This is a genomic window from Rhizobium sp. WYCCWR10014 (assembly GCF_001657485.1).
In the GTDB taxonomy this organism is placed as follows: domain Bacteria; phylum Pseudomonadota; class Alphaproteobacteria; order Rhizobiales; family Rhizobiaceae; genus Rhizobium.
In genome coordinates this window covers 130976-154112 of record NZ_LXFU01000049.1, presented here as the reverse complement: position 1 = coordinate 154112, position 23137 = coordinate 130976, and the positions used below count along the sequence as shown (strand labels likewise).

At 61.0% G+C, this 23137-nt stretch carries 28 protein-coding genes and 2 pseudogenes; 15 read left to right on the top strand and 15 right to left on the bottom strand.

The genetic code is table 11. The features are described from left to right. Positions 1–69: 69 nt before the first annotated feature. The 6 genes and pseudogenes from A6U98_RS28450 to map all read right to left on the bottom strand — a co-directional run bounded on the left by A6U98_RS28450 (position 70) and on the right by map (position 5565). A pseudogene (locus A6U98_RS28450) lies at positions 70–878 on the bottom strand (endonuclease/exonuclease/phosphatase family protein). A 58-nt stretch (positions 879–936) separates the two neighbouring features. Next, on the bottom strand, positions 937–2343 hold the full coding sequence (sthA, locus tag A6U98_RS28445) for a Si-specific NAD(P)(+) transhydrogenase (RefSeq protein WP_064654325.1): 1407 nt from the start codon (positions 2341–2343) through the stop codon (positions 937–939). Between the two features lie 118 nt (positions 2344–2461). Continuing rightward, positions 2462–2593, bottom strand: a pseudogene (locus tag A6U98_RS36390) (JAB domain-containing protein); the annotation flags it as partial. Positions 2594–2597: 4 nt separating this feature from the next. Beyond that, positions 2598–3785, bottom strand: a complete 1188-nt coding sequence (locus A6U98_RS28440; protein ID WP_064654286.1) for an alpha-hydroxy acid oxidase — start codon at positions 3783–3785, stop codon at positions 2598–2600. Between the two features lie 108 nt (positions 3786–3893). After that, positions 3894–4721, bottom strand: a complete 828-nt coding sequence (gene radC / locus A6U98_RS28435) for a DNA repair protein RadC (protein WP_064654285.1) — start codon at positions 4719–4721, stop codon at positions 3894–3896. Between the two features lie 7 nt (positions 4722–4728). Further along, a complete protein-coding gene (map, locus tag A6U98_RS28430; protein ID WP_003558931.1) occupies positions 4729–5565 on the bottom strand; it encodes a type I methionyl aminopeptidase in 837 nt (278 codons plus the stop codon). 248 nt (positions 5566–5813) lie between these two features. Between map and A6U98_RS28425 the strand changes: the two genes are divergently transcribed. The 3 genes from A6U98_RS28425 to A6U98_RS28420 all read left to right on the top strand — a co-directional run bounded on the left by A6U98_RS28425 (position 5814) and on the right by A6U98_RS28420 (position 7107). After that, on the top strand, positions 5814–6473 hold the full coding sequence (locus A6U98_RS28425) for a TetR/AcrR family transcriptional regulator (RefSeq protein WP_064654284.1): 660 nt from the start codon (positions 5814–5816) through the stop codon (positions 6471–6473). Positions 6474–6604: 131 nt separating this feature from the next. After that, complete coding sequence (locus tag A6U98_RS37345; RefSeq protein WP_197496452.1) at positions 6605–6778, top strand: hypothetical protein; 174 nt, start codon at positions 6605–6607, stop codon at positions 6776–6778. Further along, the gene (locus A6U98_RS28420) at positions 6775–7107 is read left to right on the top strand and encodes a DUF6105 family protein (RefSeq protein ID WP_003558937.1); all 333 of its coding nucleotides are present in this window, start codon (positions 6775–6777) and stop codon (positions 7105–7107) included. The genes A6U98_RS37345 and A6U98_RS28420 overlap by 4 nt, the downstream gene beginning before the upstream one ends. Here A6U98_RS28420 and ruvX read toward each other — a convergent pair. Next, positions 7044–7538 carry a Holliday junction resolvase RuvX gene (ruvX, locus tag A6U98_RS28415; protein WP_064654283.1) on the bottom strand — a complete coding sequence of 165 codons (495 nt, stop codon included), beginning with the start codon at positions 7536–7538 and terminating at the stop codon, positions 7044–7046. The genes A6U98_RS28420 and ruvX overlap by 64 nt on opposite strands. 332 nt (positions 7539–7870) lie before the next feature. Between ruvX and A6U98_RS28410 the strand changes: the two genes are divergently transcribed. The 5 genes from A6U98_RS28410 to A6U98_RS28390 all read left to right on the top strand — a co-directional run bounded on the left by A6U98_RS28410 (position 7871) and on the right by A6U98_RS28390 (position 11260). Next, complete coding sequence (locus A6U98_RS28410; RefSeq protein ID WP_064654282.1) at positions 7871–8575, top strand: metal-dependent hydrolase; 705 nt, start codon at positions 7871–7873, stop codon at positions 8573–8575. A 69-nt stretch (positions 8576–8644) separates the two neighbouring features. Further along, positions 8645–8932 (top strand): Asp-tRNA(Asn)/Glu-tRNA(Gln) amidotransferase subunit GatC, encoded by a 288-nt coding sequence (gene gatC / locus A6U98_RS28405; protein WP_003539052.1) that lies wholly within the window; start codon positions 8645–8647, stop codon positions 8930–8932. 57 nt (positions 8933–8989) lie between these two features. Further along, entirely contained in the window at positions 8990–10471 is a 1482-nt protein-coding gene (gatA, locus tag A6U98_RS28400) for an Asp-tRNA(Asn)/Glu-tRNA(Gln) amidotransferase subunit GatA (protein WP_064654281.1), read from the top strand. Next, a complete protein-coding gene (locus A6U98_RS28395) occupies positions 10462–10962 on the top strand; it encodes a GNAT family N-acetyltransferase (protein WP_064654280.1) in 501 nt (166 codons plus the stop codon). Before gatA ends, A6U98_RS28395 begins: the two co-directional genes overlap by 10 nt. A 22-nt stretch (positions 10963–10984) precedes the next feature. Then, entirely contained in the window at positions 10985–11260 is a 276-nt protein-coding gene (locus A6U98_RS28390; protein WP_064654279.1) for a hypothetical protein, read from the top strand. A gap of 49 nt (positions 11261–11309) precedes the next feature. Here the strand turns inward: A6U98_RS28390 and A6U98_RS28385 are convergent, their stop codons facing one another. Continuing rightward, positions 11310–11567 carry a YjhX family toxin gene (locus A6U98_RS28385; RefSeq protein ID WP_027666014.1) on the bottom strand — a complete coding sequence of 86 codons (258 nt, stop codon included), beginning with the start codon at positions 11565–11567 and terminating at the stop codon, positions 11310–11312. Positions 11568–11876: 309 nt separating this feature from the next. Between A6U98_RS28385 and A6U98_RS28380 the strand changes: the two genes are divergently transcribed. Continuing rightward, positions 11877–12386 carry a GNAT family N-acetyltransferase gene (locus A6U98_RS28380; RefSeq protein WP_064654278.1) on the top strand — a complete coding sequence of 170 codons (510 nt, stop codon included), beginning with the start codon at positions 11877–11879 and terminating at the stop codon, positions 12384–12386. Positions 12387–12399: 13 nt separating this feature from the next. Here the strand turns inward: A6U98_RS28380 and A6U98_RS28375 are convergent, their stop codons facing one another. After that, complete coding sequence (locus tag A6U98_RS28375) at positions 12400–12702, bottom strand: DUF1294 domain-containing protein (protein ID WP_064654277.1); 303 nt, start codon at positions 12700–12702, stop codon at positions 12400–12402. 129 nt (positions 12703–12831) lie between these two features. Here A6U98_RS28375 and gatB point away from each other — a divergent pair, with 129 nt between their 5' ends. The 5 genes from gatB to A6U98_RS28350 all read left to right on the top strand — a co-directional run bounded on the left by gatB (position 12832) and on the right by A6U98_RS28350 (position 16377). Continuing rightward, complete coding sequence (gene gatB, locus A6U98_RS28370; protein ID WP_064654276.1) at positions 12832–14334, top strand: Asp-tRNA(Asn)/Glu-tRNA(Gln) amidotransferase subunit GatB; 1503 nt, start codon at positions 12832–12834, stop codon at positions 14332–14334. Positions 14335–14337: 3 nt separating this feature from the next. Continuing rightward, positions 14338–14841, top strand: coding sequence for a GNAT family N-acetyltransferase (locus A6U98_RS28365; RefSeq protein WP_064654275.1), 504 nt, complete (start codon positions 14338–14340; stop codon positions 14839–14841). A gap of 4 nt (positions 14842–14845) precedes the next feature. Then, positions 14846–15319 (top strand): GNAT family N-acetyltransferase, encoded by a 474-nt coding sequence (locus tag A6U98_RS28360; protein ID WP_064654274.1) that lies wholly within the window; start codon positions 14846–14848, stop codon positions 15317–15319. 103 nt (positions 15320–15422) lie between these two features. Then, positions 15423–15821 (top strand): NADH:ubiquinone oxidoreductase subunit NDUFA12, encoded by a 399-nt coding sequence (locus tag A6U98_RS28355; RefSeq protein ID WP_003558960.1) that lies wholly within the window; start codon positions 15423–15425, stop codon positions 15819–15821. Positions 15822–15936: 115 nt separating this feature from the next. Beyond that, positions 15937–16377: a DUF2155 domain-containing protein gene (locus A6U98_RS28350; protein WP_064654273.1), complete on the top strand. Its 441-nt coding sequence runs from the start codon at positions 15937–15939 to the stop codon at positions 16375–16377. Between the two features lie 129 nt (positions 16378–16506). Here A6U98_RS28350 and aat read toward each other — a convergent pair whose 3' ends face one another. From aat to A6U98_RS28325, 5 genes are all read right to left on the bottom strand, one after another. Continuing rightward, positions 16507–17121, bottom strand: a complete 615-nt coding sequence (aat, locus tag A6U98_RS28345; protein ID WP_064654272.1) for a leucyl/phenylalanyl-tRNA--protein transferase — start codon at positions 17119–17121, stop codon at positions 16507–16509. A gap of 7 nt (positions 17122–17128) precedes the next feature. After that, a complete protein-coding gene (gene accC, locus A6U98_RS28340) occupies positions 17129–18484 on the bottom strand; it encodes an acetyl-CoA carboxylase biotin carboxylase subunit (protein WP_197496451.1) in 1356 nt (451 codons plus the stop codon). 4 nt (positions 18485–18488) lie between these two features. Further along, complete coding sequence (accB, locus tag A6U98_RS28335) at positions 18489–18959, bottom strand: acetyl-CoA carboxylase biotin carboxyl carrier protein (RefSeq protein ID WP_064654271.1); 471 nt, start codon at positions 18957–18959, stop codon at positions 18489–18491. Between the two features lie 20 nt (positions 18960–18979). After that, positions 18980–19417 carry a type II 3-dehydroquinate dehydratase gene (gene aroQ / locus A6U98_RS28330; RefSeq protein ID WP_011651695.1) on the bottom strand — a complete coding sequence of 146 codons (438 nt, stop codon included), beginning with the start codon at positions 19415–19417 and terminating at the stop codon, positions 18980–18982. Between the two features lie 161 nt (positions 19418–19578). After that, entirely contained in the window at positions 19579–20337 is a 759-nt protein-coding gene (locus tag A6U98_RS28325) for a DsbA family protein (RefSeq protein ID WP_064654270.1), read from the bottom strand. A 211-nt stretch (positions 20338–20548) separates the two neighbouring features. Between A6U98_RS28325 and A6U98_RS28320 the strand changes: the two genes are divergently transcribed. After that, the gene (locus A6U98_RS28320) at positions 20549–21706 is read left to right on the top strand and encodes an aminotransferase class I/II-fold pyridoxal phosphate-dependent enzyme (protein WP_064654269.1); all 1158 of its coding nucleotides are present in this window, start codon (positions 20549–20551) and stop codon (positions 21704–21706) included. A 20-nt stretch (positions 21707–21726) separates the two neighbouring features. Here the strand turns inward: A6U98_RS28320 and A6U98_RS28315 are convergent, their stop codons facing one another. Then, positions 21727–23067, bottom strand: a complete 1341-nt coding sequence (locus tag A6U98_RS28315) for a DUF2778 domain-containing protein (protein ID WP_064654268.1) — start codon at positions 23065–23067, stop codon at positions 21727–21729. Between the last annotated feature and the right edge of the window lie 70 nt (positions 23068–23137).

Here is a 23137-nt window from a genome sequence, read left to right as displayed (position 1 = left end):
GTCAAACTAAGGCGTCAAAAAACCGTACGGCGCGCAAACGCTTCGCGAAGTGTATCATTCCTCAATATACTACCCGATATCGAGCAGCAATGCGCGATGGTCGGAGACTTCGGGCGCCTCGACCACCTCGAATTTGGCGACCTTCACCCCGGCGTTACCAGCATGTAGTCGGCAAAGCGGCCCTGCTTCAGATAGTAGGAGGTTCGCGTGTCTACAAGGCCGCTTCCGGTGACGAGGTCGGAAAGCCCGAGTCTGGCGAGAATCTCAAAGGTTACGCTGTCAGGCAGCACGTTGAAATCGCCGCAGACGACGAGCCCTTCGTCGCCACGCCAGACGCCCTCGATGAGCTTGACCAGCGCCGCAGCCTGCTCGTCGCGCGCTGGTGTGTCGCCCTTGCCTGCGGGATCGCGCAGGCCATGCATGTGGGCGATGGTCACGGTAGAAGCGTGCTCATGGCTGAAGAGACGGATGCAATGGGCGTTTCGCGGCCGCGGATGCTCGCCCCAGCCATCGGCGGAAAAACGGCCATGCACGAAGTCCAGCCCTTGGGCAATGACGGAATGCGTTTTGCGCACGAAGGTCGCCAGTCCGAATTCGGCGACAATGGCGCTATCGCCGTCGAAGAGTTCGCCTCTCGAGGTCGGGCAGAAAAAGCCGTCGTGAGCGGGCAGGGCGGTGCTGATCTCGGCAAAGAGATTGAAGCGCTGCGGCAGCTCGACATCGCCGTCCCGATAGACCGACCAGCCTGAGCGGGTGCCGGGTGCGCGCAAAACCTCCTGCAGGCACAGCACGTCGGGATCGGCCGCCGTCACATATTCAATCAGCGCCTCATGAAGCCTGCCGCCCCATGCGTTCAGCGAGATGATGCGCAATGTCATTCTGCTCCGTGTTGGTGGCCGGACTGAGACGGCCGTTCCCTCGACGACGCGACGGACTTTAGAGCTCTGACTTGATGTCGCCCATCCGGTTCCAAGCATCGAGGCCGGCGATCTTGTAGGCTTCGGCGAGCGTCGGATAGTTGAAGGTGTTCTCGACGAAATATTCGACGGTGCCTTTGAGATTGAGCACCGCCTGGCCGATATGCACCAGCTCGGTGGCGCCTTCGCCGACGATATGCACGCCGAGCAGGCGGCGGGTCTTCAGCGAGAAGATCAGCTTCAAAAGCCCGGTGTCGAGGCCCATGATGTGACCGCGCGACGTCTCGCGGAAGCGGGCGATGCCGCATTCATAGGGAATGCCACGCTCCTTCATCTCTTCTTCGGTCAGGCCGCAGGTCGAAATCTCCGGCACGGCATAGATGCCGTAGGGGAAATATTTCGGCGGCTCCTTGGCGACTGCGCCGACCGCGACGCGGGCGGCGATGCGGCCCTGTTCCATCGAGGTCGAGGCAAGGCTCGGAAAGCCGACGACGTCGCCGGCGGCATAGACGTTGGCAACCGATGTCTGGAAGGTTTCCGGATTGACCTTGAGACGGCCGCGGCTGTCGGCTTCGAGGCCGATGGCGGGAAGGTTCAGCGCATCAGTCGCCCCCATGCGGCCGGCGGCAAAAAGCACCATGTCGGTCGTCAGGCGCCGGCCGCTGTCGAGCGTCAGTTCGACTTTGCCGTTTTCGAGCCTCTCCACCTTGTCGGCCTTCTGGCCGAGCAGCAGCTTCATGTTGCGGTCGCGCAGCTGGTAGGTAAAATCCTCGATGATTTCCTTGTCGATGAAGTCGAGCATTGTCGCCTTCGGGTCGATGACGGTGACGGCGGTGTCGAGCGCGCTGAAGATCGTCGCATATTCGATGCCGATGACGCCGGCGCCGATGACGACCATCGATCGCGGCAGGTCCTGGATGTCGAGCAGTTCGTCGCTGTCGAGAACGGTCTTGCCGTCGAAGGGCATGTAATCGGGGCGGAACGGCTTTGTGCCGACGGCGAGCAGCACGCTGGCGGCGGTGACCTGCGTGGTCTCGCCGTCATCCTTGATCACCTGCAGCGTCGACGCATTGATGAAGCTCGCCTTGCCGCGAATATGCTGCACGCGGTTGCGGGCGAACTGGTGTTCCAGCACCTCGACCTCGTGGTTGAGCGTAATCAGCAGGCGGCGGCGCAGGTCATCTGCACTGATCTCTTCCTTGACGCGGTAAGACCGGCCGTAGAAGCCGCGTTCGCGCCAGCCGGAAAGATTAAGCGCAGTCTCGCGCAGCGTTTTGGAAGGGATGGTGCCGGTATGGACGGACACGCCGCCGACGCGTTTGCCTTGCTCGATGACAAGCACTTTCTTGCCGAGTTTTGCCGCCTGGATCGCGCCGCGGCGCCCTGCGGGACCGCTGCCCACCACAACGAGATCGTACTGAAGCATCATCAAGCCCCGGATTGGAAAGGAATCATATTGCGACGCAAAATGTCGCCCGTCCATCGTTAGCCGGTCAATGTTACAGATTGTTTTACGACCGCCGATTCCGCCGGACCTGTGCCTTTCAGATCAGCTTCAGCCCCTTCAGGCTGACATGGTCATCCCTGCCGATGATGACGTGGTCGTGGACGGTGATATCGAGCGCCTTGGCCGCATCGATGATCACCTTCGTCATGTCGATGTCGGCGCGCGACGGCACTTCATGCGCGGGTGATGTAGTCCGCGGAAATATCGCCCACCTTGGTCACGCCGAGCAGCGCCATATTGCTATGCAGTTCCGTCTTCAGGATATCGGCCGCCTTAAGCACGCCGGGTAGGCCCGCGACGGCGGCGGCATAAAGGAACGGCCTGCCCACGAACACGAAACAGGCCCCGAGCGCGAGGGCCTTCATGATGTCCGTTCCACGCCTGAAACCACCGTCGACCATGACGGCAACGCTGTCTCCAACACGGGACGCAATTTCCGGAAGGGCCTGAAGGGGAGATGCGGTACCGTCAAGCTGGCGGCCGCCATGGTTGGAGACGATCACTCCATCCACCCCGGTGTCGACAGCCCGGACCGCGTCGTCAGGATGCATGATCCCCTTGACCACAAGTTTGCCGGACCACCTGTTGCGTATCCGCTCCAGATGGTTCCAGTTGAGGTGGTCGCGTCTGCCGAAATCGCGTGTGACGTTCGAAGATATGATCGGCGCGCCTCTTGTGGCATAGGAATTTTCAAAATGCGGAATGCCGTGCCGGGCGATCGTGCGCAGGAATGTGCCGGTGGTCCAGCGCGGGTGCGAGATGCCCTGCCATGCCAGGCGGAGACCGGGACGCAGAGGCGTCGAAAATCCGGCCCTTACATTGTTTTCCCGATTTGGCAGCGTGGCTGTGTCGACGGTTAGCAGAAGTGTGCGCAAACCGGCCGCGCCGACGCGATCGATGAGAGCATCGATACGGTCGGGTTCGCCGGGGAGATAGGCCTGAAACCATGCTTGCGGTGAAACCGCAGCGATCTCTTCCAAAGGGATAAGTGATGAACCGCTTATGATCATCGGGATTCCCGATTGATCCGCTCCTTGCGCGAGCACGATGTCGCCTCGATAGGCCATCAGCGCGCTGATACCCATAGGCGCGATGCCGAATGGTGCGGCATAGCTCTGGCCGAAGAGGCTCGTCTCGGTGCTGCGTTTCGAGACGTCCCGAAGCACACGAGGCCGGAAGGCATAGGCCTGGAAAGCCTCTGCGTTACGCCGTAGCGACGCATTGGTCTCGGTTGCGCCTGCGATATAACCGAACAGGGGCTTTGGCAGATGTCGCCGCGCCTTTATTTCAAAGTCATCGAGGCAGAGCACGTCGCGGCAGAGCCGGGTCGATCGATCGGTGTTACCGCTGCGGATCGTCATGGAGCTTCATCTTCTCGGTATTTCGGGCGGGCATTGTCCAGTGAGTAGTGGTGCAGGACTGCATACAATCCCGCACCACCGACTGCTGTCAACTCCAGCATCTTTTGGTCAGATCAGCCTCAGCCCCTTCAGGCTGACATGGCCATCCTTGCCGATGATCACGTGGTCGTGGACGGTGATATCGAGCGCCTTGGCCGCATTGATGATCACCTTCGTCATGTCGATGTCGGCGCGCGATGGGGTCGGGTCGCCGGAGGGGTGGTTATGGACGAGGATCATCGCCGTTGCCGAAAGCTCGAGCGCGCGTTTGACCACCTCGCGCGGATAGACCGGCGTATGGTCGACCGTACCGCGGCCCTGCACCTCGTCGGCGATCAGCACATTGCGCTTGTCGAGGAAAAGGATGCGGAATTGTTCGCGTGTCTCGTGCGCCATGGCGGCATGGCAATATTGGATGACCGAAGACCACGAGGACAGAACCTGTTTGCTCCTGAGCTCGCTCTTCAGGGTCCGGTGGGCGACAGTCGAGATCAGCTTCAGGTCGAGCGCCACGGCATCGCCGACACCCTTTACCTCGGTCAGCAACGCCGCAGGCGCACCGAAGACGCCGGAGAGCGAGCCGAACCGTTCGATCAGCGCCTTGGCGATCGGCTTGGTGTCACGCCGCGGGATCAGGCGGAAAAGCAGCAGCTCGAGGATTTCGTAGTCGGCAAGCGCGGTGTCGCCCTGCTCGCGGAAGCGGTCGCGCAACCGCTCGCGATGGCCGTGATAATGTTCATGGCCGGCGAGCGAAGCGGGCAGGGCGACCCTGGCATTTGGTGCGGACGGTTTCTGCGGCTGTCCTGCAAAGAACGAACGTTCATCGGCGGCAATCGGTTCTTGCGTCTCGAAAGGCAGCTCGTCGTCGGAAGATGTCGAAACAGGCCCCTTCGCCATCGGACCGTCACCCGTTGTGTGACGGCAGACCGGGGCGGTCGAGCCCACCCGGCGACAGTGTGAAGATCTCGCAGCCATCGGAGGTGACGCCGACCGTATGTTCGTACTGCGCCGACAGCGAGCGGTCGCGGGTGACCGCCGTCCAGCCGTCGGCCAGCACCTTCACATGCGGCCGGCCGAGGTTGATCATCGGCTCGATGGTGAAGATCATGCCCTCGCGCAGTTCCGGCCCTTCGTTGGCGCGGCCGTAATGCAGGATATTCGGCGAATCGTGGAATAGCCGGCCGACACCATGGCCGCAGAAATCGCGCACCACCGAACAGCGCTCGGCCTCTGCATAAGTCTGGATCGCCTCGCCGATCGCGCCGGTGCGGGCGCCGGGCCTGACGGCGGCAATGCCGCGCATCAGCGATTCATAGGTGACCTCGAGCAGCCGCTCGGCAGCACGCTTGACGACGCCGACGGGATACATCCGGCTGGAATCGCCATGCCAGCCGTCGAGCACGAAGGTGACGTCGATATTGACGATATCGCCGTCACGCAGCGGCTTGTCGTTCGGAATGCCGTGGCAGACGACATGGTTGATCGAGGTGCAGGTCGATTTGGTGTAGCCGCGATAGTTCAGCGTCGCCGGGTAGGCGCCGTGATCCATGCCGAAATCGAAGACGAACCTGTCGATCTCATCGGTCAACAAGCCGGGCTTGACGATGTCGGCAAGCGCATCGAGGCAGCGCGCGGTCAGCTGGCATGCCCTGCGCATGCCCTCGAATGCTTGCGCGTCATAAAGCCGGATGGCGCCTGTATTCTTCGGGGGCGCGGTAGAGGCTTCGATATAGTTCACCATTGCATGGCCTTAGCGGAGATTGTTAGATTTGTTCATAATGTAGCTATGCCGGGTTCGTCCATCGCGATCAACCGCCAGGATGAGATTTCTAGACAGATCCGATCCGCCCAACGTGCAGCCATCCACATCCGTTCGACGGACAATCATCGGTCCGGCTCGAATATCCACAATCTTCCCAAAGGGATAGGATTGATTGCGTGAAGCCTCCCCGCTACTCACCGATTGGTGACAGCGGGGAAGGGTCGATCATGCTGAATGAAGCCGTAAATCTTGAAAATTCACCCGGCACCAGCGAGGGGCCGGAACGGCGCGTACGTGATCGCGGCGCCACTGAGCGCGCCATTCTTGCCGCCGCCAAGGGGCTGCTCGCCGAAGAAGGCTTCCAGAATTTCGGCATCAATGCGGTCGCCCGCCGCGCCGGTTGCGACAAGCAGCTGATCTATCGCTACTATGGCGGCCTCGACGGCTTGGTCGAGGCGATCGGCGCCGATCTCGGCACCTGGGTGAAGGATCGCATCCCGGAAGACGCCGGCGGAATGTTCCTGCTCACCTATGGCGACCTGATGGAGCGGCTGTCGCTTCTCCTCCTCGACGCCTTGAGAAACGATCCGCTGATGCGCCGCATCCTGGCCTGGGAGATTTCGGAAAACACCGAACAGGTGAGGCGGCTGTCGGAAGCGCGTTCGAAGGCGCTTGCTCTTTGGCTCGAGCGCATGCGCGGCTCGCTGGCGCCGCCGAAGGGGGTGGATGCGGCGCCCGTCAACGCCGTCGTCATCGCCGCGATCCAGCACCTTGTGCTCGCCGCCGCAGCCGGCGGACAGTGCGCCGGCCTGTCGCTGAAAACGCCCAAGGACTGGGAGAAGGCGGCGACGGCGCTGAAGCGCATCGTGCGCGGCGTCTACGGCTGATATCTGGCTCATCCACAGGGGCGGGGGCCCTGCGTTAACCTTAACAAATGGTTTACGTTGCGTGGGGGTGCTTAACGCGACAGTTTGGCGGCGAGCAGAGATGGTATGAGTAGAAGCCACGAGTGACGCCCATGGGAAACAAGATCGCTAAAGTCGCGCTTCTGGTGACGGCGATGATGTTTTTCGCAGTCCTGGCGCTGGATATCGCAATTCCTGCGCTGGTGCTTTGCATCATGGCATTGTCGATCTGGTTGGTCTCCCTCGATCTGCCCGTGGCGCGCAAGCATGGAGGAGAGGCCGCATGAAGTGGTTTCTGATCTTCTGGGCCGGCCCCATCGTCTTTCTGGGCGGATGGTACTGGCTCTCCTATTACGACATGAGTTTCGGCATCTTCATGCTGAGCCGGCAGGTCCATGACCTGACCTTCGAGCTTTACGGCAAGGCGCTCGGCATTCCGCCGGAGACCATCCCGCCGCTCGTTGCCCGCGCGATCGCAGTCGACAGCCTCGTCGTCTTTGCCATTATCGGCCTTCGGAAGCGCAAATCGATCATCGCCTGGTGGAAGGCGCGTCAGGCGCTGAATTCATCTCCATCAGACCTTGCCAGCAAGGAAAGCCTGTCAAGCGCTCCCTGAAGGATGAAGCTTGCCGCGGCCGAATCGATCCGTTCGGCCCGCTTGGCGCGCGAGACGTCCATTTCGAGCAGCGTCCGTTCGGCCGCGACCGTCGAAAGCCGCTCATCCCAGTAGACGAAGGGCAGCGCCGTCTTCTGCTCCATGTTGCGGACGAAGGCGCGCGTTGCCTGCACGCGCGGACCTGCTGATCCGTCCATATTCATCGGTAAGCCGATGATGAAGCCTGCGACCTTTTCCGCCGTCGCGAAGTCCAACAGCGCCTGGGCATCGATGGTGAACTTGACGCGGCGGATCACTGTGCGCGGCGTGGCGAAACGCCGCCCGAGGTCGGACATCGAAAGCCCGATCGTCTTGGTGCCGAGATCGAGGCCGGCAATTGCCTGCCGCGGGGCAAGCGTCTCGGCCATTTCCTCGATCGTCAGCACTGTCATCGCCGTTTCATCCCGTCAAAACAAATTGAAGTCGCCGCCGCTTTTCTTTGCGGCCACGTAAGATATGTCCTTAAAGCATGTCGCGCAAAAGTGCGCCGCGGTTTTGCGATAACGACATGCGTATAAACAAAGACCTAAAGCGCGAAGAGCGAATCTGAAAGATTGCGACGCGCTTTAGACCATGATGCCGAAAAGTGTGAGCGGTTTTCGGACGACATCATGCTCCAATTCTTTGATTGAGATGCGGATTCAGATTTTGGGCCGATCCGGTCAAAATCATCCGGATCTCCCATCGAAACCGGCTTTGCATCACGTAATAAAGGAGACATTTTATGAAGATCACCTGGCTCGGCCATTCCGCCTTCCGCATCGAGACATCAAAGGCGAAGATCCTGCTCGACCCATTCCTCAGCTATAACGCCTCCTTTTCCGGCCAGGATATCAAGGATGTTTCCGCAGGCATCACGCACATCCTGTTGACGCATGGCCATGGCGATCATGTCGGCGATACCGTGGCACTCGCCAAGGAAACCGGCGCCGTCGTTCTCGCCAATGCCGATCTCGCCGCCTGGCTCGGCTCCAAGGGCGTCGACAAGATCGAGATGGGCAATACCGGCGGCACGATCGGGCTTGGCAGCTTCTCGGCAACCTTCACCAATGCGCTGCACTCCTCCGCCCAGATCACCGAGGACGGCGTCTCGCATGCACTCGGTAGTGCCAACGGCCTGATGCTGCATTTCGACGACGAAGCCTCGATCCTTGCCATGGGCGACACCGACATCTTCTCCGACATGGCGCTGATCAACGAACTGCACCAGCCTGATATTGGCTTCGTGCCGGTCGGCGACCGATTCACCATGGGCGGCGCTGTGGCAGCACTTGCCTGCCGGCGCTATTTCAACTTCAAGACCGCGATCCCCTGTCACTATGGCACCTTTCCGATCATCGACCAGACGGCCGAAAAATTCGTTGCCGGCATGGACGGATCGAAGACGGATGTGAAGGCGATCAGGCCTTCCGAGAGCCTGTCGATCTGACGAAACCCCGTTGCGTCAGGCGGACATGGCCTTTATAGCGGGTAGGAAAAATCCTATCCGGAGAATGCCATGTCCGTCGATCTTGCCACCGTGAAGCGCGTCGCTCGCCTTGCCCGTATTGCCGTCTCCGAGGACGAGGCAAATCGCATGGTCGGCGAGCTGAACGGCATCCTTGGCTTCGTCGAGCAACTCTCCGAAGTGAATGTCGACGGCGTCGAAGCGATGACCTCGGTGACCCCGACGGCGATGAAGAAGCGGACCGATGAGGTGACCGACGGCAGCAAGGCAGCCGATATCGTCGCCAATGCGCCCGTCACCGACCACAATTTTTTCCTGGTGCCGAAAGTCGTCGAATAAGGCTTCGAAGCCTCTTTCCGACCCTGTTGCCATTTCCAGATCTGAAGCGAAAACACCATGAGCGAACTCACCAGCCTGACCATTGCCGAAGCCCGCCAGAAGCTGCGCGCCAAGGAAATCACCGCGATCGAACTGACCGAAGCCTATATCTCGGCGATCGATGCGGCCAATGGCCGGCTTAACGCCTATATCAAGATCACGCCGGATCTTGCCCGCGTCATGGCGAAGAACTCCGACGAGCGCATCGCCGCCGGCAAGGCGGGCGACCTCGAAGGCATTCCGCTTGGCATCAAGGATCTCTTCGCCACCGTCGGCGTTCACACCCAGGCCTGCAGCCACATTCTCGATGGTTTCGAGCCGCGTTATGAATCGACCGTGACGCAGAACCTATGGGATGACGGCGCCGTCATGCTCGGCAAGCTGAACATGGATGAGTTCGCCATGGGCTCGTCCAACGAGACTTCGCATTACGGCCCGGTGATCAATCCCTGGCGTGCGGCAGGCTCCAACCAGCAGCTCGTTCCGGGCGGCTCGTCGGGCGGTTCGGCTTCAGCCGTCGCCGCGCATCTTTGCGCCGGCGCAACCGCGACCGATACCGGCGGCTCGATCCGCCAGCCGGCTGCCTTCACCGGCACAGTCGGCATCAAGCCGACCTATGGCCGTTGCTCGCGCTGGGGCACCGTCGCCTTCGCCTCTTCGCTCGACCAGGCAGGCCCGATCGCCCGCGACGTGCGCGATGCCGCGATCCTTTTGAAGTCGATGGCAAGCGTCGACGCAAAGGACACGACATCGGTCGATCTGCCCGTGCCGGATTACGAAGCAGCTCTCGGCCAATCGCTGAAGGGCATGAAGATCGGCATCCCGAACGAATACCGTGTCGATGGCATGCCCGACGAGATCGAAACCCTCTGGCGCCAGGGTATCGCCTGGTTGAAGGAAGCCGGTGCCGAAATCGTCGACATCTCGCTACCGCACACCAAATACGCTCTTCCAGCCTATTACATCGTCGCTCCCGCCGAGGCATCTTCGAACCTCGCGCGCTACGACGGTGTGCGATATGGCCTGCGTGTCGACGGCAAGGATATCGTCGATATGTATGAGAAGACGCGTGCCGCGGGCTTCGGCAAGGAAGTCAAGCGCCGCATCATGATCGGCACCTATGTGCTGTCGGCCGGTTATTACGATGCCTATTACATCCGTGCCCAGAAGGTGCGCACGTTGATCAAGCGCGATTTCGAACTCGCCTTCGACGCCGGCGTCGATGCCATCCTGACGCCGGCAACCCCGTCGTCGGCCTTTGGCGTCGCCGATGAGAACCTCGCCTCCGATCCGGTAAAGATGTATCTGAACGACATCTTCACGGTGACGGTCAACATGGCGGGGCTGCCCGGCATCGCCGTGCCGGCCGGCCTCGACCATAAGGGACTGCCGCTCGGCCTGCAGCTGATCGGCAAGCCCTTCGATGAGGAAACCCTCTTCAAGACCGCCCATGTCATCGAGCAGGCAGCCGGCCGGTTTACGCCGGCCAAGTGGTGGTAACGGACCTAACGATCCGAAGAATAGCGGCTGCCGACCACGAAACGGTCGGCGCCGTCGGTTTGGCCGCATGGGCCGCCAGCGATGCCTTCGAGGACAGTTATCTCGATCCCGATGTCATCGCCAGGGTGCGGCACGAGTTCGCCAACTTTCCTAAGGAAACGAAAGGTGAGATCGTCGTTGCCGAACAGGGCGGGACGATCGTCGGCTGGGGCGCGCGTGAAAATCAACCGAACTATGTGTCCGACCTCTGGGTGCATCCCGATCATCAGGGTAAGGGCGTCGGCAGGGCTCTCCTGCTTCACTTGTGCGAGCTGATGGCTGCAGAGGGGCTGGCGACTGCCAGGCTCGACACGCATGCCGGGAACGAGAGCGCAATCCGGCTCTACGAACGCTGTGGCTTCACCATCATCTGGCGCGGCCGCGAATTTTCCAAGAGCATGGGCGTCTCGCTTGAAAAGGTGCATCTGGAGAAGCGGTTGGCTGACCGATAGCAGGAACCAGCAAGGAGGTCTTATGGCCAGCAATGATCTTGCGCAATTGATCGAGGCAATTGATCGCCTCGCTGCCGGCGGTTTCACTATGGGCGCTGATTGGCAGGCGGTGCACGACATCTGCCAGCGCCACGAAGGCGAACAGCCGTTCGACTGGGGACACGCCCTTTGCCATCGCATCGAGGGCGATGAGTGGAACGCCGATTACTGGTATCGCCGCGCCGGCAAGAGGCGCGGCACGGGCACGATGGCCGACGAGTGGTCGGCGATGCGGACGGAACTCTCTGCAAAGGTTTGAGGCGTACCCCCGATCGCGCCCGTTCGAGACGCGCTCGGGAGTGCCACTATCACCTGTTGTTCAGCTGCGACCTGACCAACCTCAGCCCTCTTTCGGTGATCCGGTAGGGGTGGCCGCCTGAGGACTTGATTGCCTTCAGTCGCTTCAGCCTGCGGAAGAGATCGAGGTCGACGCCGGGATAGAGCCAGCCGTCGCGAGTGAAGCAACTGACCGCCTCGATCTTCCTGTCGTCGTCGCGGGTAATTTCAATGCGGCCGCCTTGAGCCATGAGATGCAGGATGCGTTGCTCCGTGCGAGAAATGTCCATGTGTTGAGATCCGGTATCGCGCCCGGTAGGGCGCACAAAAACGATCTGGCGCTCATTCGAACGTCAGGGCTTCGTTTTTTTCGGGCCCATACGCGCAAGCGAACTTGCGGGCAGGGCCTTTACCGGGTCTCAGGCAGGCTCAACATAAAACACCTCGATAAGACCTATTATTCAGCCCGGAAAATTCGGTCAAGCGTGGTTGCCGCTCAAAACCAGTCGAAAACCGCAGTTTCGGTCGATCATCTCTTTGGTGGTAGTGGTAAAAACCGCGACTCAATGGTCTAGTTGAGGGGTAACGCGGAGGTGTCGTTGATCCACATTCGCAATGCCCGCGACGGTGAAGCGGAGCTATTGAGCGAGATCGGGCTCAGGGCCTGGCAAAAGGCGATGGCGTCGATCGGCGAATCGGACGCGATGATCGACGCAGCGCGCAACGCCTTCCGGAACTTCGTGGAAAACGACTGGCTGACCATCACCGTCGTCGAGCAGAACGGCCAGGTCGCAGGCTGGGCAGCGCGCGAGGGATTGGACGAAACCATCTCGGATTTCTGGATCGATCCCGCATTCACCCGCCAGGGCCTCGGTTCGGCCCTTCTCGTCCGCATCGAAAAGGAAATCGGCGATCAGGGCTTCGAGAAGGCGGCGATGCAGACTCATTCCGGCAACAGCGAGGCGATCGGCTTCTTCCGGAAGCACGGCTACAGCATCCATTGGCTCTCGGTCGCCTACAATCCGAAGCTTGATCGCGACGTCCCCTCCGTTGGGCTGACGAAACAGCTCGTTTCGGACGGCCAAGGTGGATATGGGCAGGAATTCTGACGCTTCAAAAATCCTAAAGAAGGAGAGCGCTCCATTGCGGCACGAAGGCCAGGATAGCAACCAGTGCGCCGTGGAGGATCAGGATCGCTGCCAGGATTGACCGGAACGGCTCCTTTCTCGTCTTGTGCCGCAACAGCTGCTGTGCCGCCACCGCGCCAAGGCTGCCGCCGATCAGCGCAAGGACGAGAAGCGTGCGCTCGCTGATGCGCCGCTTGCCGTGGCGGGCCGCCTGTTTGTCCCTGAAATAGATCGAGAATACCGAGAGGTTCAGCGCCAGAAACAGCAAGGCCCATTTGATAATATCGATCATCGTCATCGGGGAACCCTACCGCGGCTGCGTTAACGGACGGCAAAACCGCGATGCGCGCCATGGCGAAAGCCTTGCACCGGCACGTCATTTCCTTTACCTCACCAGTGGAAAAGAACAGCCTGCAAAGAGCATCAGATGACCCTTGTCGACGTCCGCACGCCTGATCCGAAACGCTTCATCCCCGGCGCCACCGGCGACTGGGAAGTCATCGTCGGCATGGAAGTCCATGCCCAGGTGCTGTCCAATTCGAAGCTCTTCTCCGGCGCTTCGACAGAGTTCGGCAAGCCGCAGAATTCGAATGTCTCGATGGTCGACGCTGCCATGCCCGGCATGCTGCCCGTGATCAACGAGGAATGCGTCAGGCAGGCCGTTCGCACCGGCCTCGGCCTGAAAGCCCAGATCAACAAGCGCTCGCTGTTTGATCGCAAGAACTATTTCTATCCCGACCTGCCGCAGGGCTATCAGATCTCGCAGTTCAAGGATCCGATCGTCGGCGAGGGCAAGATTGTCATTTCACTCGGGCCGGACCGCCAGGGCCAGTTCGAGGATATCGAGATCGGTATCGAGCGCCTGCATCTGGAGCAGGATGCCGGCAAGTCGATGCATGACCAGCACGCGACCATGTCCTATGTCGATCTCAACCGTTCCGGCGTTGCCTTGATGGAGATCGTCTCCAAGCCCGACATGCGCTCGTCCGACGAGGCCAAGGCCTATATGACCAAGCTGCGCTCGATCGTGCGTTATCTCGGCACCTGCGACGGCAACATGGACGAGGGCTCGATGCGCGCCGACGTCAACGTCTCCGTCCGCCGTCCGGGCGAGGATTTCGGCACGCGTTGCGAAATCAAGAACGTCAACTCCATCCGTTTCATCGGCCAGGCGATCGAATATGAAGCCCGTCGCCAGATCGGCATTCTGGAGGATGGCGGCAAGATCGATCAGGAGACCCGCCTGTTCGACCCGAACAAGGGCGAGACGCGTTCGATGCGCTCCAAGGAGGATGCGCACGACTATCGTTATTTCCCCGATCCGGACCTGCTGCCGCTCGAATTCGACGACGCCTTCATCAAGGCGCTCGAAGCCGATCTGCCGGAATTGCCTGACGACAAGAAAGAGCGCTTCGTGCGCGAGCTCGGCCTGTCGATCTACGACGCCTCGGTGCTCGTTTCCGAAAAAGCGATCGCCGACTATTTCGAAGCCGTCGCCGCAGGCCGTGACGGCAAGACGGCCGCCAACTGGGTGATCAACGATCTGCTCGGCGCGCTGAACCGCACCGGCAAGGACATCGAGCAGACGCCGGTTTCGCCGGCCCAGCTCGGTGCCATCATCGATCTCATCAAGGCCGAAACCATCTCCGGCAAGATCGCCAAGGATCTCTTCGAGATCGTGCTCAACGAGGGCGGCGATCCCGCCGAGATCGTCGAAGCGCGCGGCATGAAGCAAGTGACGGATACCGGCGCGATCGAAAAGGCCGTGGACGAGATCATCGCCGCCAATCCCGATCAGGTCGAAAAGGTCAAGGCGAAGCCGACCATGGCAGCATGGTTCGTCGGTCAGGTGATGAAGGCGACCGGCGGCAAGGCCAATCCGCAGGCTGTCCAGGCCCTCGTCAGAGCGAAGCTCGGCATCGAGGAATAAGTGGTGTATTTCGTCCGCACCGCCGGCGAGCGCGACCTCGAGAAGGTGCGCGCCCTCTTGGTGGAGAGCTTTCATGCCACCTATGACAGCCTGCATGGCAGAGCCAAGGTGGAGGATCTGATCGCCCATCTCTTTTCGCCGGCGGCGCTGAAGACGCGCCTCATGCGAAAGGATGCCGAATTCCTCGTTGCCGATGACGGCCGCAATATCGGCGGCATGGGTTATGCGGCAATGTCGCAGCAATTGACGAAGACGGTCATGCTGTATCTCCTCTATGTCAGGCCGGCGCTGCAGCGCCAGGGTATCGGCCGCGATATCTTCGCCGAGCTCGAAACCTGCTTTCCCGATGCGGAGATCATGCGCCTCGAAGTCGAACCGCAGAATGCCGCGGCGATCGCCTTCTATCGCACGCACGGCTTCACCGAGGTCGGCCGCAACGAGAATAGCGGAGCCGGACAATCCGGCATTCCGGCGCTGATCTTCGAAAAACCACTCGAAGGGCATTGAGACTGTGGTGGTCGAGTCGCCCGACATTCTCATTCGTCCGGCTCGCCGGGAAGATCTGCCGGCGCTGGTGGCTATGTTTGCCGCCGACGCACTTGGCGGTCACGGCGATACCACGGAAGCTGAAGTTTTCCCGGATTATCTCAGGGCCTTCGCCGTTATCGAGGCTTCGCCTGACCAGACGCTTTACGTCGCAGAGCGCGGCGGCGAGGTCGTCGGCACGTTCCAGACGATGGTGACGACCTCGCTCACTGGCCGCGGCTCCTCGGCGATGATTATCGAGGCGGTGCAGACGCGCGCCGATATGCGCGGGCAGGGGGTCGGAGGACTGATGATCGAATTTGCCATTGCCGAGGCAAAAGGCCGCGGTTTCGGGCGGGTTGCGTTGACCTCGAATGCAGTACGCAAGGATGCCCATCGTTTCTATGAAAGGCTGGGCTTCAAGCCCTCGCATCTCGGCTTCAAGATGGCTTTGAAATGACCCATGGCCGTCGTGGAATCGCTGGACAATTCGGCTTGGTGACGGCATAAGCGAGGAAACGAATTCTGGTTTGGCTCGCATCTGGCGGGCACAAGGAAAAGACATGTGGAATCTTCTGGTTCAGACCTTTACCTGGTGGAACGGTCAGACGATGGGCACGCGTTTTGCGACCTGGCGTTTTGGCAAGCGCGTCGGCGAGGATGAATTCGGCAACGTCTACTACGAAGGCGGCATGTCTTCCTACGGTCTGCCGAAGCGCTGGGTGATCTACAAGGGTTATGCCGAAGCCTCCGCCATTCCGCCGGGTTGGCATGGCTGGATGCATCATCGCACCGATGTTCCCCCATCCAAGGAGAGCTACGTCGCCAAGGATTGGCAGAAGCCGCACCGGCCCAACCATACCGGTTCGCCGCAGGCCTATCGTCCGCCGGGCTCCATCGCCGTTCCGGGCGAACGTCCGCGCGTCACCGGCGATTACGACGCCTGGACGCCGGGCAACTGAGACGGTCCGACCGGGCGATCCCAAGACCCGGCTTTTGGCCACAATTGACCTTTACCCGCAGGTTGGCCGCGCTTGACCGCGGCCGTGAACTGAAAATGTCTGGAGACGGGTACATATGAAGCTCTTCACGCGGAACATGGTCCTGCGTGCCGCCGGATCGCTGCTGGCGCTCTCGGCCCTGCTTCCGCCAGTGGCGGCAAATGCCGCACGCATCGAAAATCCGGTTGCCGTCTTTTCCGGCCTCGACAAGATCACCGGCCGCATCACGACCTTCGACGTCTATGTCAATGAGACGGTACAGTTCGGTGCGCTGCAGGTGACACCGAAGGCCTGCTATTCGCGCGATCAGTCGGAAGCACAGAAGATCGACGGTTTCGTCGAGGTCGACGAGATCACCCTCGACCGCAAGATCCGCCGCATCTTCACCGGCTGGATGTTCGCCGCCAGCCCCGGCCTCAACGCCGTCGAGCACCCGATCTACGACGTCTGGCTGAAGGACTGCAAGACCAGCTCGGACGTCCCTGCTCCTGACGGCGCCAAGGCGACAGCGCGCTAAAGCGCATCGCAATCTTTCAGATTCGCTCCTCGCGCTTGTCTTTGTTTTCCGCATGTCGTCATCGAAACCGCTGCGCACTTTTGCGCGACATGCTTTAGCGCGTGCCGTCTGAAGCAGGCAGCGTTTGGGTCAAAACTTAAGGTGCGGCGATTCCATCGCCGCGGCAAGCATCGCGGCATAATCGGCCTTCGGAACGTCGATCGCTCCGAACGTTTTCAGGTGCTCGGTGGTGAACTGCGTGTCGAGCAGGGTGAAGCCTCTTTGCCGCAGCCGGTCGACCAGATGCACGAGGCAGATCTTCGAGGCATCCGTCCGGCGCGAAAACATGCTTTCGCCGAAGAAGGCCGAGCCGAGCGAGACGCCGTAGAGGCCGCCGACCAGCTCATCGCCCTCCCAGGCTTCGACGGTATGGGCATGGCCCATGTCGAAGAGCGTCGAATAAAGCGATCTGATCGTCTTGTTGATCCAGGTGCTCGGGCGCCCGGATGTCTCCTCCGCACAGGCAGCGATGACCTGATCGAAAGCGTGATCGAAACGGATCTCGAAGGGTTTCTTGCGCACCGTCTTGGCAAGGCTTTTCGACACATGAAAATGGTCGAACGGCAGCACGCCGCGCAGTTCCGGTTCGACCCAGAAGATCTCCGGGTCGTCGGCGGATTCGGCCATCGGGAAGAGGCCGATGGAATAGGCGCGCAGGAGAATGTCAGGGGTTATGCCTGGTGACTTCCTGCGCGATCCTGCCATACCTGTCCTATGCCGCCGGTGTGTTGGCGAGGTAGTCTTCCAGCCAGTGGATGTCGTAATCGCCGTTGGCGATATCCTGGTTGGAGACGAGATCCTGGAACAGCGGCAGCGTCGTATTGATGCCGTCGACGACGAATTCGTCGAGCGCCCGTCGCAGGCGCATCATGCATTCGACGCGGGTACGGCCGTGCACGATCAGCTTGCCGATGAGGCTGTCGTAATAGGGCGGGATCTTGTAGCCCTGATAGGCACCGGAATCGATGCGCACGCCGAGGCCGCCTGGCGCGTGGAAATGCGTGATCGTGCCGGGCGAAGGCACGAAGGTGCGCGGGTGCTCGGCATTGATACGGCACTCGATGGCGTGCCCGGAAAAATGCACTTCGTCCTGCGTCACCGAGAGACCGCCGCCGGAAGCGACGCGGATCTGCTCATGCACGAGGTCGATGCCGGTGATCGCTTCGGTGATCGGATGCTCCACCTGCAGGCGGGTGTTCATTTCGATGAAATAGAACTCGCCGTTTTCGTAGAGGAATTCGATCGTGCCGGCGCCGCGATATTTCAGCTTCTTCATGGCGTCGGCGCAGACCTGGCCGATCTTCATGCGCTGCTCGACGTTGAGTGCCGGCGAATTCGCCTCTTCCCAGACCTTCTGATGGCGCCGCTGCAGCGAGCAGTCGCGTTCGCCGAGATGGATGGCATTGCCTTCGCCGTCGCCGAACACCTGGATTTCGATGTGGCGCGGCTTGCCGAGATATTTTTCCATGTAGACGGCATCGTTGCCGAAGGCGGCTGACGCTTCCGTGCGCGCCGTCGACCAGGCCTCGATCAGGTCGGCCTCGCTCTTGGCGACCTTCATGCCGCGTCCGCCGCCGCCGGCCGTGGCCTTGATCAGCACGGGATAGCCGATTTCAGCGGCCGTCTTCAGCGCATCCTCTTCGGTCTTCACCTCGCCGTCCGAGCCCGGAACGACGGGAATGCCGAGCTCGAGCGCCGTCGTCTTGGCGGTGATCTTGTCGCCCATGATGCGGATATGATCCGCCGTCGGCCCAATGAAGGTAATGCCATGGGCTTCGAGGATATCAGCGAACTTGGCATTCTCCGACAGAAAGCCGTAGCCCGGATGCACGGCGTCGGCGCCGGTGATCTCGCAGGCGGCGACGATCTGGTGGATGTTGAGATAGCTCTCGCGCGAAGAGGGCGGACCGATGCAGACACTTTCGTCGGCAAGGCGCACATGCATGGCATCGGCGTCGGCGGTGGAATGAACCGCGACGCAGGCGATGCCGAGCTCCTTGCAGGCCCGAAGCACGCGAAGGGCGATTTCCCCGCGATTGGCGATGAGGATTTTCGAAATCATGGGCATCGGCCTATTCGATTACGACGAGGGCTTGGCCGTATTCGACGGGATGTCCGTCATCGACGAGGATCTCGGTCACCTTGCCTGACTTCGGCGAGGGTATCTGGTTCATCGTCTTCATCGCTTCGATGATGATCAGAGTCTGGCCTTCCTTGACGGTTGCGCCGACTTCGATGAAGGGACGCGCGCCCGGAGCCGGCGCCATGTAAACGGTACCAACCATCGGTGCATTGACGACATTGGCCGGGTTGCGGCTGGGAGCTGCGGCAGGCGCGGCAGCAGCTGCCGCAGCGGCGGCTGCGGGCGCGGCATAACCAGGTGCCGCGATCGGCGCCTGGACATATTGCGGCGTGCCGGCGCGCGAAACGCGGATGCGCAGGTCGTCCTGCTCGACCTCGATCTCCGTCAGATCCGTTTCATTGAGAATATTGGCGAGATCGCGGATCAGTGCCTGGTCGATACCCGATTTCTTTTCAGCCATGGTGTTGCCCTGTCTTCTTCTTATGCCGTGATGTTCTTCAGCGCGTGGAGCGCCAGGATGTAGCTGTGAGGCCCGAAGCCGCAGATCACGCCTTTGCATGCCGGCGCGATCATCGACTTGTGGCGGAATTCTTCCCGTGCATGCACGTTGGATATGTGGAGCTCGACGACGGGAATGGAAATAGCGCGGATCGCATCATGTAGCGCGACCGATGTATGCGTATAGGCGCCTGCATTGATGGCAACGCCGACAGCCTTTTCGTCGGCCTCATGGAACCAGTCGACGAGCGTGCCTTCATGGTTGCTCTGGCGAAAGTCGATATCGAGGCCGAGTTCGCGGCCTGCGGCCTTGCAGTCCGCCTCGATGTCCTTGAGCGTCTTGCCGCCATAAATGCCAGGCTCTCGTTTACCCAGCATGTTGAGGTTGGGGCCGTTCAGGACAAAAATCGTTTGCGTCATCGAATGTTCCGTAAAATGTACGACGGCAACCTATAGACTCCGCGAAGGCTGAATGAAAGCCCTTACGGATTGGCCAGCGGCAATCGTGCCACATTTGTCCACATGGTTGAAACACTTCGATTTTGGCGATTTGATGGGCTGCCGGCCGGCGACCGGTTCTCTCAGCAGGCGGTCTTGCCGCAGCTGCGCATGTTCTTGACCTTGGCTTCGAGATCGTCGAGACCGACCGCACCCGGCACCAGTTCGTTGCCGATCACATAAGAGGGCGTGCCGCTGATGCCGAGACTGGAGGCGAGCTGGTAGGTCGCCTGGACGATTCCGTCATTCGGGCTCTTTGCCATCTCGGCGCGGATCTTGTCCTCGCTGACGCCGAGCGAAGCGGCGACCGCGACCGCTGTTTCGTCAGAGGCGCGGCCTTCGGTGCCGAGAAGGGCGACGTGGAAATCGGCATATTTCTCCGGTGCGAGCTTGCGGAAGGCGTCGGCCACCTTGTGGGCGGCGACCGAATCCGGCCCGAGGATCGGGAATTCCTTGAGGACGAAACGGACGTTCTTGTCCTTCTTCAGCATCGCCTGCATGTCGGGAAGCGCGTGCCGGCAGTAGCTGCAATTATAATCGAAGAATTCGACGACAGTGACATCGCCCCTGGGATTGCCGAGCGTGACGTCGTTCTTCGATTCGAAGATGTCGGTGCTGTTCTCTTCGATCGCCATATTGGCCTTCACCGACCGCTGGGCCTCCTGCTTCTTCTGCAGCGCATCCTGGACTTCGAGCATGATCTCGGGGTTCTCGATCAGGTATTGCTTGATGAATTCGCCGAACTCCTTCTTCTGCTGGTCGTCGAGCGCTGCCGCCGGAAGCGGAAGGGCGATCGATGCGGCAAGCGCCAGTGCGGTGAAGGTCTTCGGGAAGAATGCCATGATATCCTCGTCATCGGCGATATGGTCGTCTCTTCATCGAGAAGACCGTCGCCGGGTTAATGGACTTGAATGCGTCGCGTCAAGGTACGGTGCGTTCGGTTCTGCTCAAACAGGAATTATTCACCCCTGCGCGGCCCTCGCGGGATTGTGATGAGCCGATTAATGCGGCAATTGTCGGGCCGTGATTGAAGAAGCTGAGCGAGAAACGATCTTGTTTTCCATATCGAAACGCAGCGAAGTCGAGCCTTTTCACGCCATGGACGTCTTGGCGGAGGCGACGAAGCGGCGTGCGGCCGGCCATCCCGTGATCTCGATGGCGGTTGGTCAACCCTCGCATCCGGCACCTCAAGCGGCCCTCGAAGCGGCGCGCGCAGCCCTTGCCGAAGGCCGGATCGGTTATACCGATGCGCTAGGGACGGCGCGGCTGAAATCGGCGCTTGCCTGGCATTACAAGGATCGCCACGGTCTCGAGATCGATCCCAAGCGCATCGCCATCACTACCGGTTCCTCGGCCGGCTTCAATCTCGCCTTTCTGTCGCTCTTCGATGCCGGCGATGCCGTGGCGATCGCAAGACCCGGTTATCCCGCCTATCGCAATATCCTCGGTGCGCTGGGGCTGAAAGTTCTCGAAGTGCCTGTAACGGCCGAGACCCACTTCACCCTGACGCCGCAAAGCCTCGAAGCGGCGCAGAAGGAAAGCGGCATGAGGCTGAAAGGCGTACTGCTCGCAAGCCCCGCCAACCCGACCGGTACGGTGACCGGCCGCGATGGGCTGAAGACGCTTTCGGATTACTGCGCGGCCCATTCCATCGCCTTCATCTCCGATGAAATCTACCACGGGCTGACTTTTGCCGGGGAGGAGGCGAGCGCGCTGGAACTGACCGATGAGGCGATCGTCATCAACTCCTTCTCCAAATATTATTGCATGACCGGCTGGCGAATCGGCTGGATGGTGCTGCCGGAACGCCTGGTACGGCCGATCGAGCGGGTGGCGCAGAGCCTCTATATTTCTCCGCCCGAACTCTCTCAGATCGCTGCCACAGCCGCTCTGAGCGCCGGCGCCGAACTCGATCGTTATAAGGCGAGCTATGCCTCCAACCGCGAGCTGCTGATGCGGCGACTGCCGCAGATCGGGCTTTCTATCGCCTCGCCGATGGACGGCGCCTTCTACGCCTATCTCGACGTCACCCGCTTCACCAATGACAGCATGAGTTTTGCCAAACGCATGCTCGCGGAAATCGACGTCGCCGCCACGCCCGGTCTCGACTTCGATCCGCTGGAGGGAAATAGAACGCTCCGTCTGTCCTATGCGGGCTCGCAGGCGGAGATCGCCGAGGCGGTGGAGCGAATCGCAGCCTGGCTGAAATAGCGCTCGCGGCTGCTTATCGCTCAGCTGCGCCGCGAAAACAGCGAGGCAAGCGTCGAAGACGGTTTGTTGTTCAACCGCGGCACCACCACGAGCTGCTTGATGTCGCCGCGCTTGTAGGCGGCGAGGAAGCGGCGGTAATCCTTGAATGAGACGCAGCCGTTGGAATCGCCGTTCTTGCCGAGCATGTAGGTATGGGCGAGCAGGCCGACACGGTCATAGATGGCATCGGAACCTTCGACCGGCGTCAGCCGCAGCGCCTCGACGCCGTGGAAAAGGCTCTCGCGCATGGTGAGGACATAGGTGTGCGGCGGCGTCGGTCCGCGCATCTTCTTGTTGGCGAAACGCGGGTTATCGCGCATCTTGCCGAGCCCGGAATGGGCCTCAAGCCTTTCGCCGTTCGGCAGATAGACGGTGCTGTTTTCGATATCGTAGATCGCTACGCCTGCGCGCACCTTCGGCGAGAAGACCGGCTTGTCGTAGCGCGGCACTGCATCGTCCTCGTCATCCTCGATCGGCGAGTTCGGCTGGGCGTAGGCAAGCACAGGCTCGCCAGAGCGCTGCGAACCCTTGGCGGCCGGTGTCGGTTTGCCTATGAGTCCGTCAGGACGCGCCATCGGCAGCGGCACCGAACCTTCGTCCGGCGCCAGCACGAGATCGAAGGGTGGCGCATCTTCCGCGGCGGCGACGACCACCGGAGTTGGTTCTGATGGGGGAATGGAGGCCGTTTTGACGGGAGATGCGGCTGGTTCGACCGGAGCCGGCGCGATTTGCTTCGATCCGGCATCGGCAAGAGCAAGCAAGGACGGGAGTTCGGCTGCGGCGACGGCCTCCTTCGAGGGAACGATGATCCGGTCACCGTCGTCTTCTTCGGTCTCTGCCGAGGCGACCTCGACCGGCGGCGGCGCGATCACATCGTCCTTGCGGAATTTGGCGCTGTCGGAAATCGCCGCCACGACCGGCTGTTCGGCAGCCATGGCGCGCCGATTGTGTTTGGCGAGAACCGCAAGCGCCGTCGCAGCGGCAGCGGTCTTTTCCGCGTGGGATTGAATGAGGCTCGCCGTCAGCGGGAACTTCGGCTTCGCATCAAAGGCGGCCAGCCGGTCGGCCTTGCCGACATGGATCAGTCGCTCATGGCGCGTTGACGGAGCCACCTTCGGCGCAGCGCCGAGCTGTGCCAGGCGATCGGGCGGAGAATAGGGGGCGGCTATCGAGTGCATCGTCGCGAAGGTCGCGATCAGCCATGTGGAGGTCAGAAGTCCGGCGCCGACAACACCGTAAAGGAAACCGCGAGATCTGCGCCAACGGAAAGCAGATCCGCCAAGAGGGGTGACGTCATCGAACGTCCCAACCGCACACGCCATACTACACTCGTCTTTCAAACTCGCTACGCAGGCCGGCGGCACTGACTGACTACACTTCGCCGGGGCCGGT

Coding starts and splice junctions, on each gene's coding strand:
- A6U98_RS28385 (WP_027666014.1), bottom strand. CDS start 11,567: ATGGACATTTCTCGCACGGAGCAACGCATCCTGCATCTCATGGCTCAA.
- gatA (WP_064654281.1), top strand. CDS start 8,990: ATGAGCGAACTCACCAGCCTGACCATTGCCGAAGCCCGCCAGAAGCTG.
- sthA (WP_064654325.1), bottom strand. CDS start 2,343: ATGCTTCAGTACGATCTCGTTGTGGTGGGCAGCGGTCCCGCAGGGCGC.
- radC (WP_064654285.1), bottom strand. CDS start 4,721: ATGGCGAAGGGGCCTGTTTCGACATCTTCCGACGACGAGCTGCCTTTC.
- accC (WP_197496451.1), bottom strand. CDS start 18,484: ATGCCCATGATTTCGAAAATCCTCATCGCCAATCGCGGGGAAATCGCC.
- gatB (WP_064654276.1), top strand. CDS start 12,832: ATGACCCTTGTCGACGTCCGCACGCCTGATCCGAAACGCTTCATCCCC.
- A6U98_RS28390 (WP_064654279.1), top strand. CDS start 10,985: ATGGCCAGCAATGATCTTGCGCAATTGATCGAGGCAATTGATCGCCTC.
- A6U98_RS28375 (WP_064654277.1), bottom strand. CDS start 12,702: ATGACGATGATCGATATTATCAAATGGGCCTTGCTGTTTCTGGCGCTG.
- A6U98_RS28410 (WP_064654282.1), top strand. CDS start 7,871: ATGAAGATCACCTGGCTCGGCCATTCCGCCTTCCGCATCGAGACATCA.
- A6U98_RS28420 (WP_003558937.1), top strand. CDS start 6,775: ATGAAGTGGTTTCTGATCTTCTGGGCCGGCCCCATCGTCTTTCTGGGC.
- A6U98_RS28315 (WP_064654268.1), bottom strand. CDS start 23,067: ATGGCGTGTGCGGTTGGGACGTTCGATGACGTCACCCCTCTTGGCGGA.
- aroQ (WP_011651695.1), bottom strand. CDS start 19,417: ATGACGCAAACGATTTTTGTCCTGAACGGCCCCAACCTCAACATGCTG.
- A6U98_RS28355 (WP_003558960.1), top strand. CDS start 15,423: ATGTGGAATCTTCTGGTTCAGACCTTTACCTGGTGGAACGGTCAGACG.
- ruvX (WP_064654283.1), bottom strand. CDS start 7,538: ATGACAGTGCTGACGATCGAGGAAATGGCCGAGACGCTTGCCCCGCGG.
- A6U98_RS28325 (WP_064654270.1), bottom strand. CDS start 20,337: ATGGCATTCTTCCCGAAGACCTTCACCGCACTGGCGCTTGCCGCATCG.
- A6U98_RS28425 (WP_064654284.1), top strand. CDS start 5,814: ATGCTGAATGAAGCCGTAAATCTTGAAAATTCACCCGGCACCAGCGAG.
- A6U98_RS28350 (WP_064654273.1), top strand. CDS start 15,937: ATGAAGCTCTTCACGCGGAACATGGTCCTGCGTGCCGCCGGATCGCTG.
- aat (WP_064654272.1), bottom strand. CDS start 17,121: ATGGCAGGATCGCGCAGGAAGTCACCAGGCATAACCCCTGACATTCTC.
- A6U98_RS28440 (WP_064654286.1), bottom strand. CDS start 3,785: ATGACGATCCGCAGCGGTAACACCGATCGATCGACCCGGCTCTGCCGC.
- map (WP_003558931.1), bottom strand. CDS start 5,565: ATGGTGAACTATATCGAAGCCTCTACCGCGCCCCCGAAGAATACAGGC.
- gatC (WP_003539052.1), top strand. CDS start 8,645: ATGTCCGTCGATCTTGCCACCGTGAAGCGCGTCGCTCGCCTTGCCCGT.
- A6U98_RS37345 (WP_197496452.1), top strand. CDS start 6,605: ATGGGAAACAAGATCGCTAAAGTCGCGCTTCTGGTGACGGCGATGATG.
- accB (WP_064654271.1), bottom strand. CDS start 18,959: ATGGCTGAAAAGAAATCGGGTATCGACCAGGCACTGATCCGCGATCTC.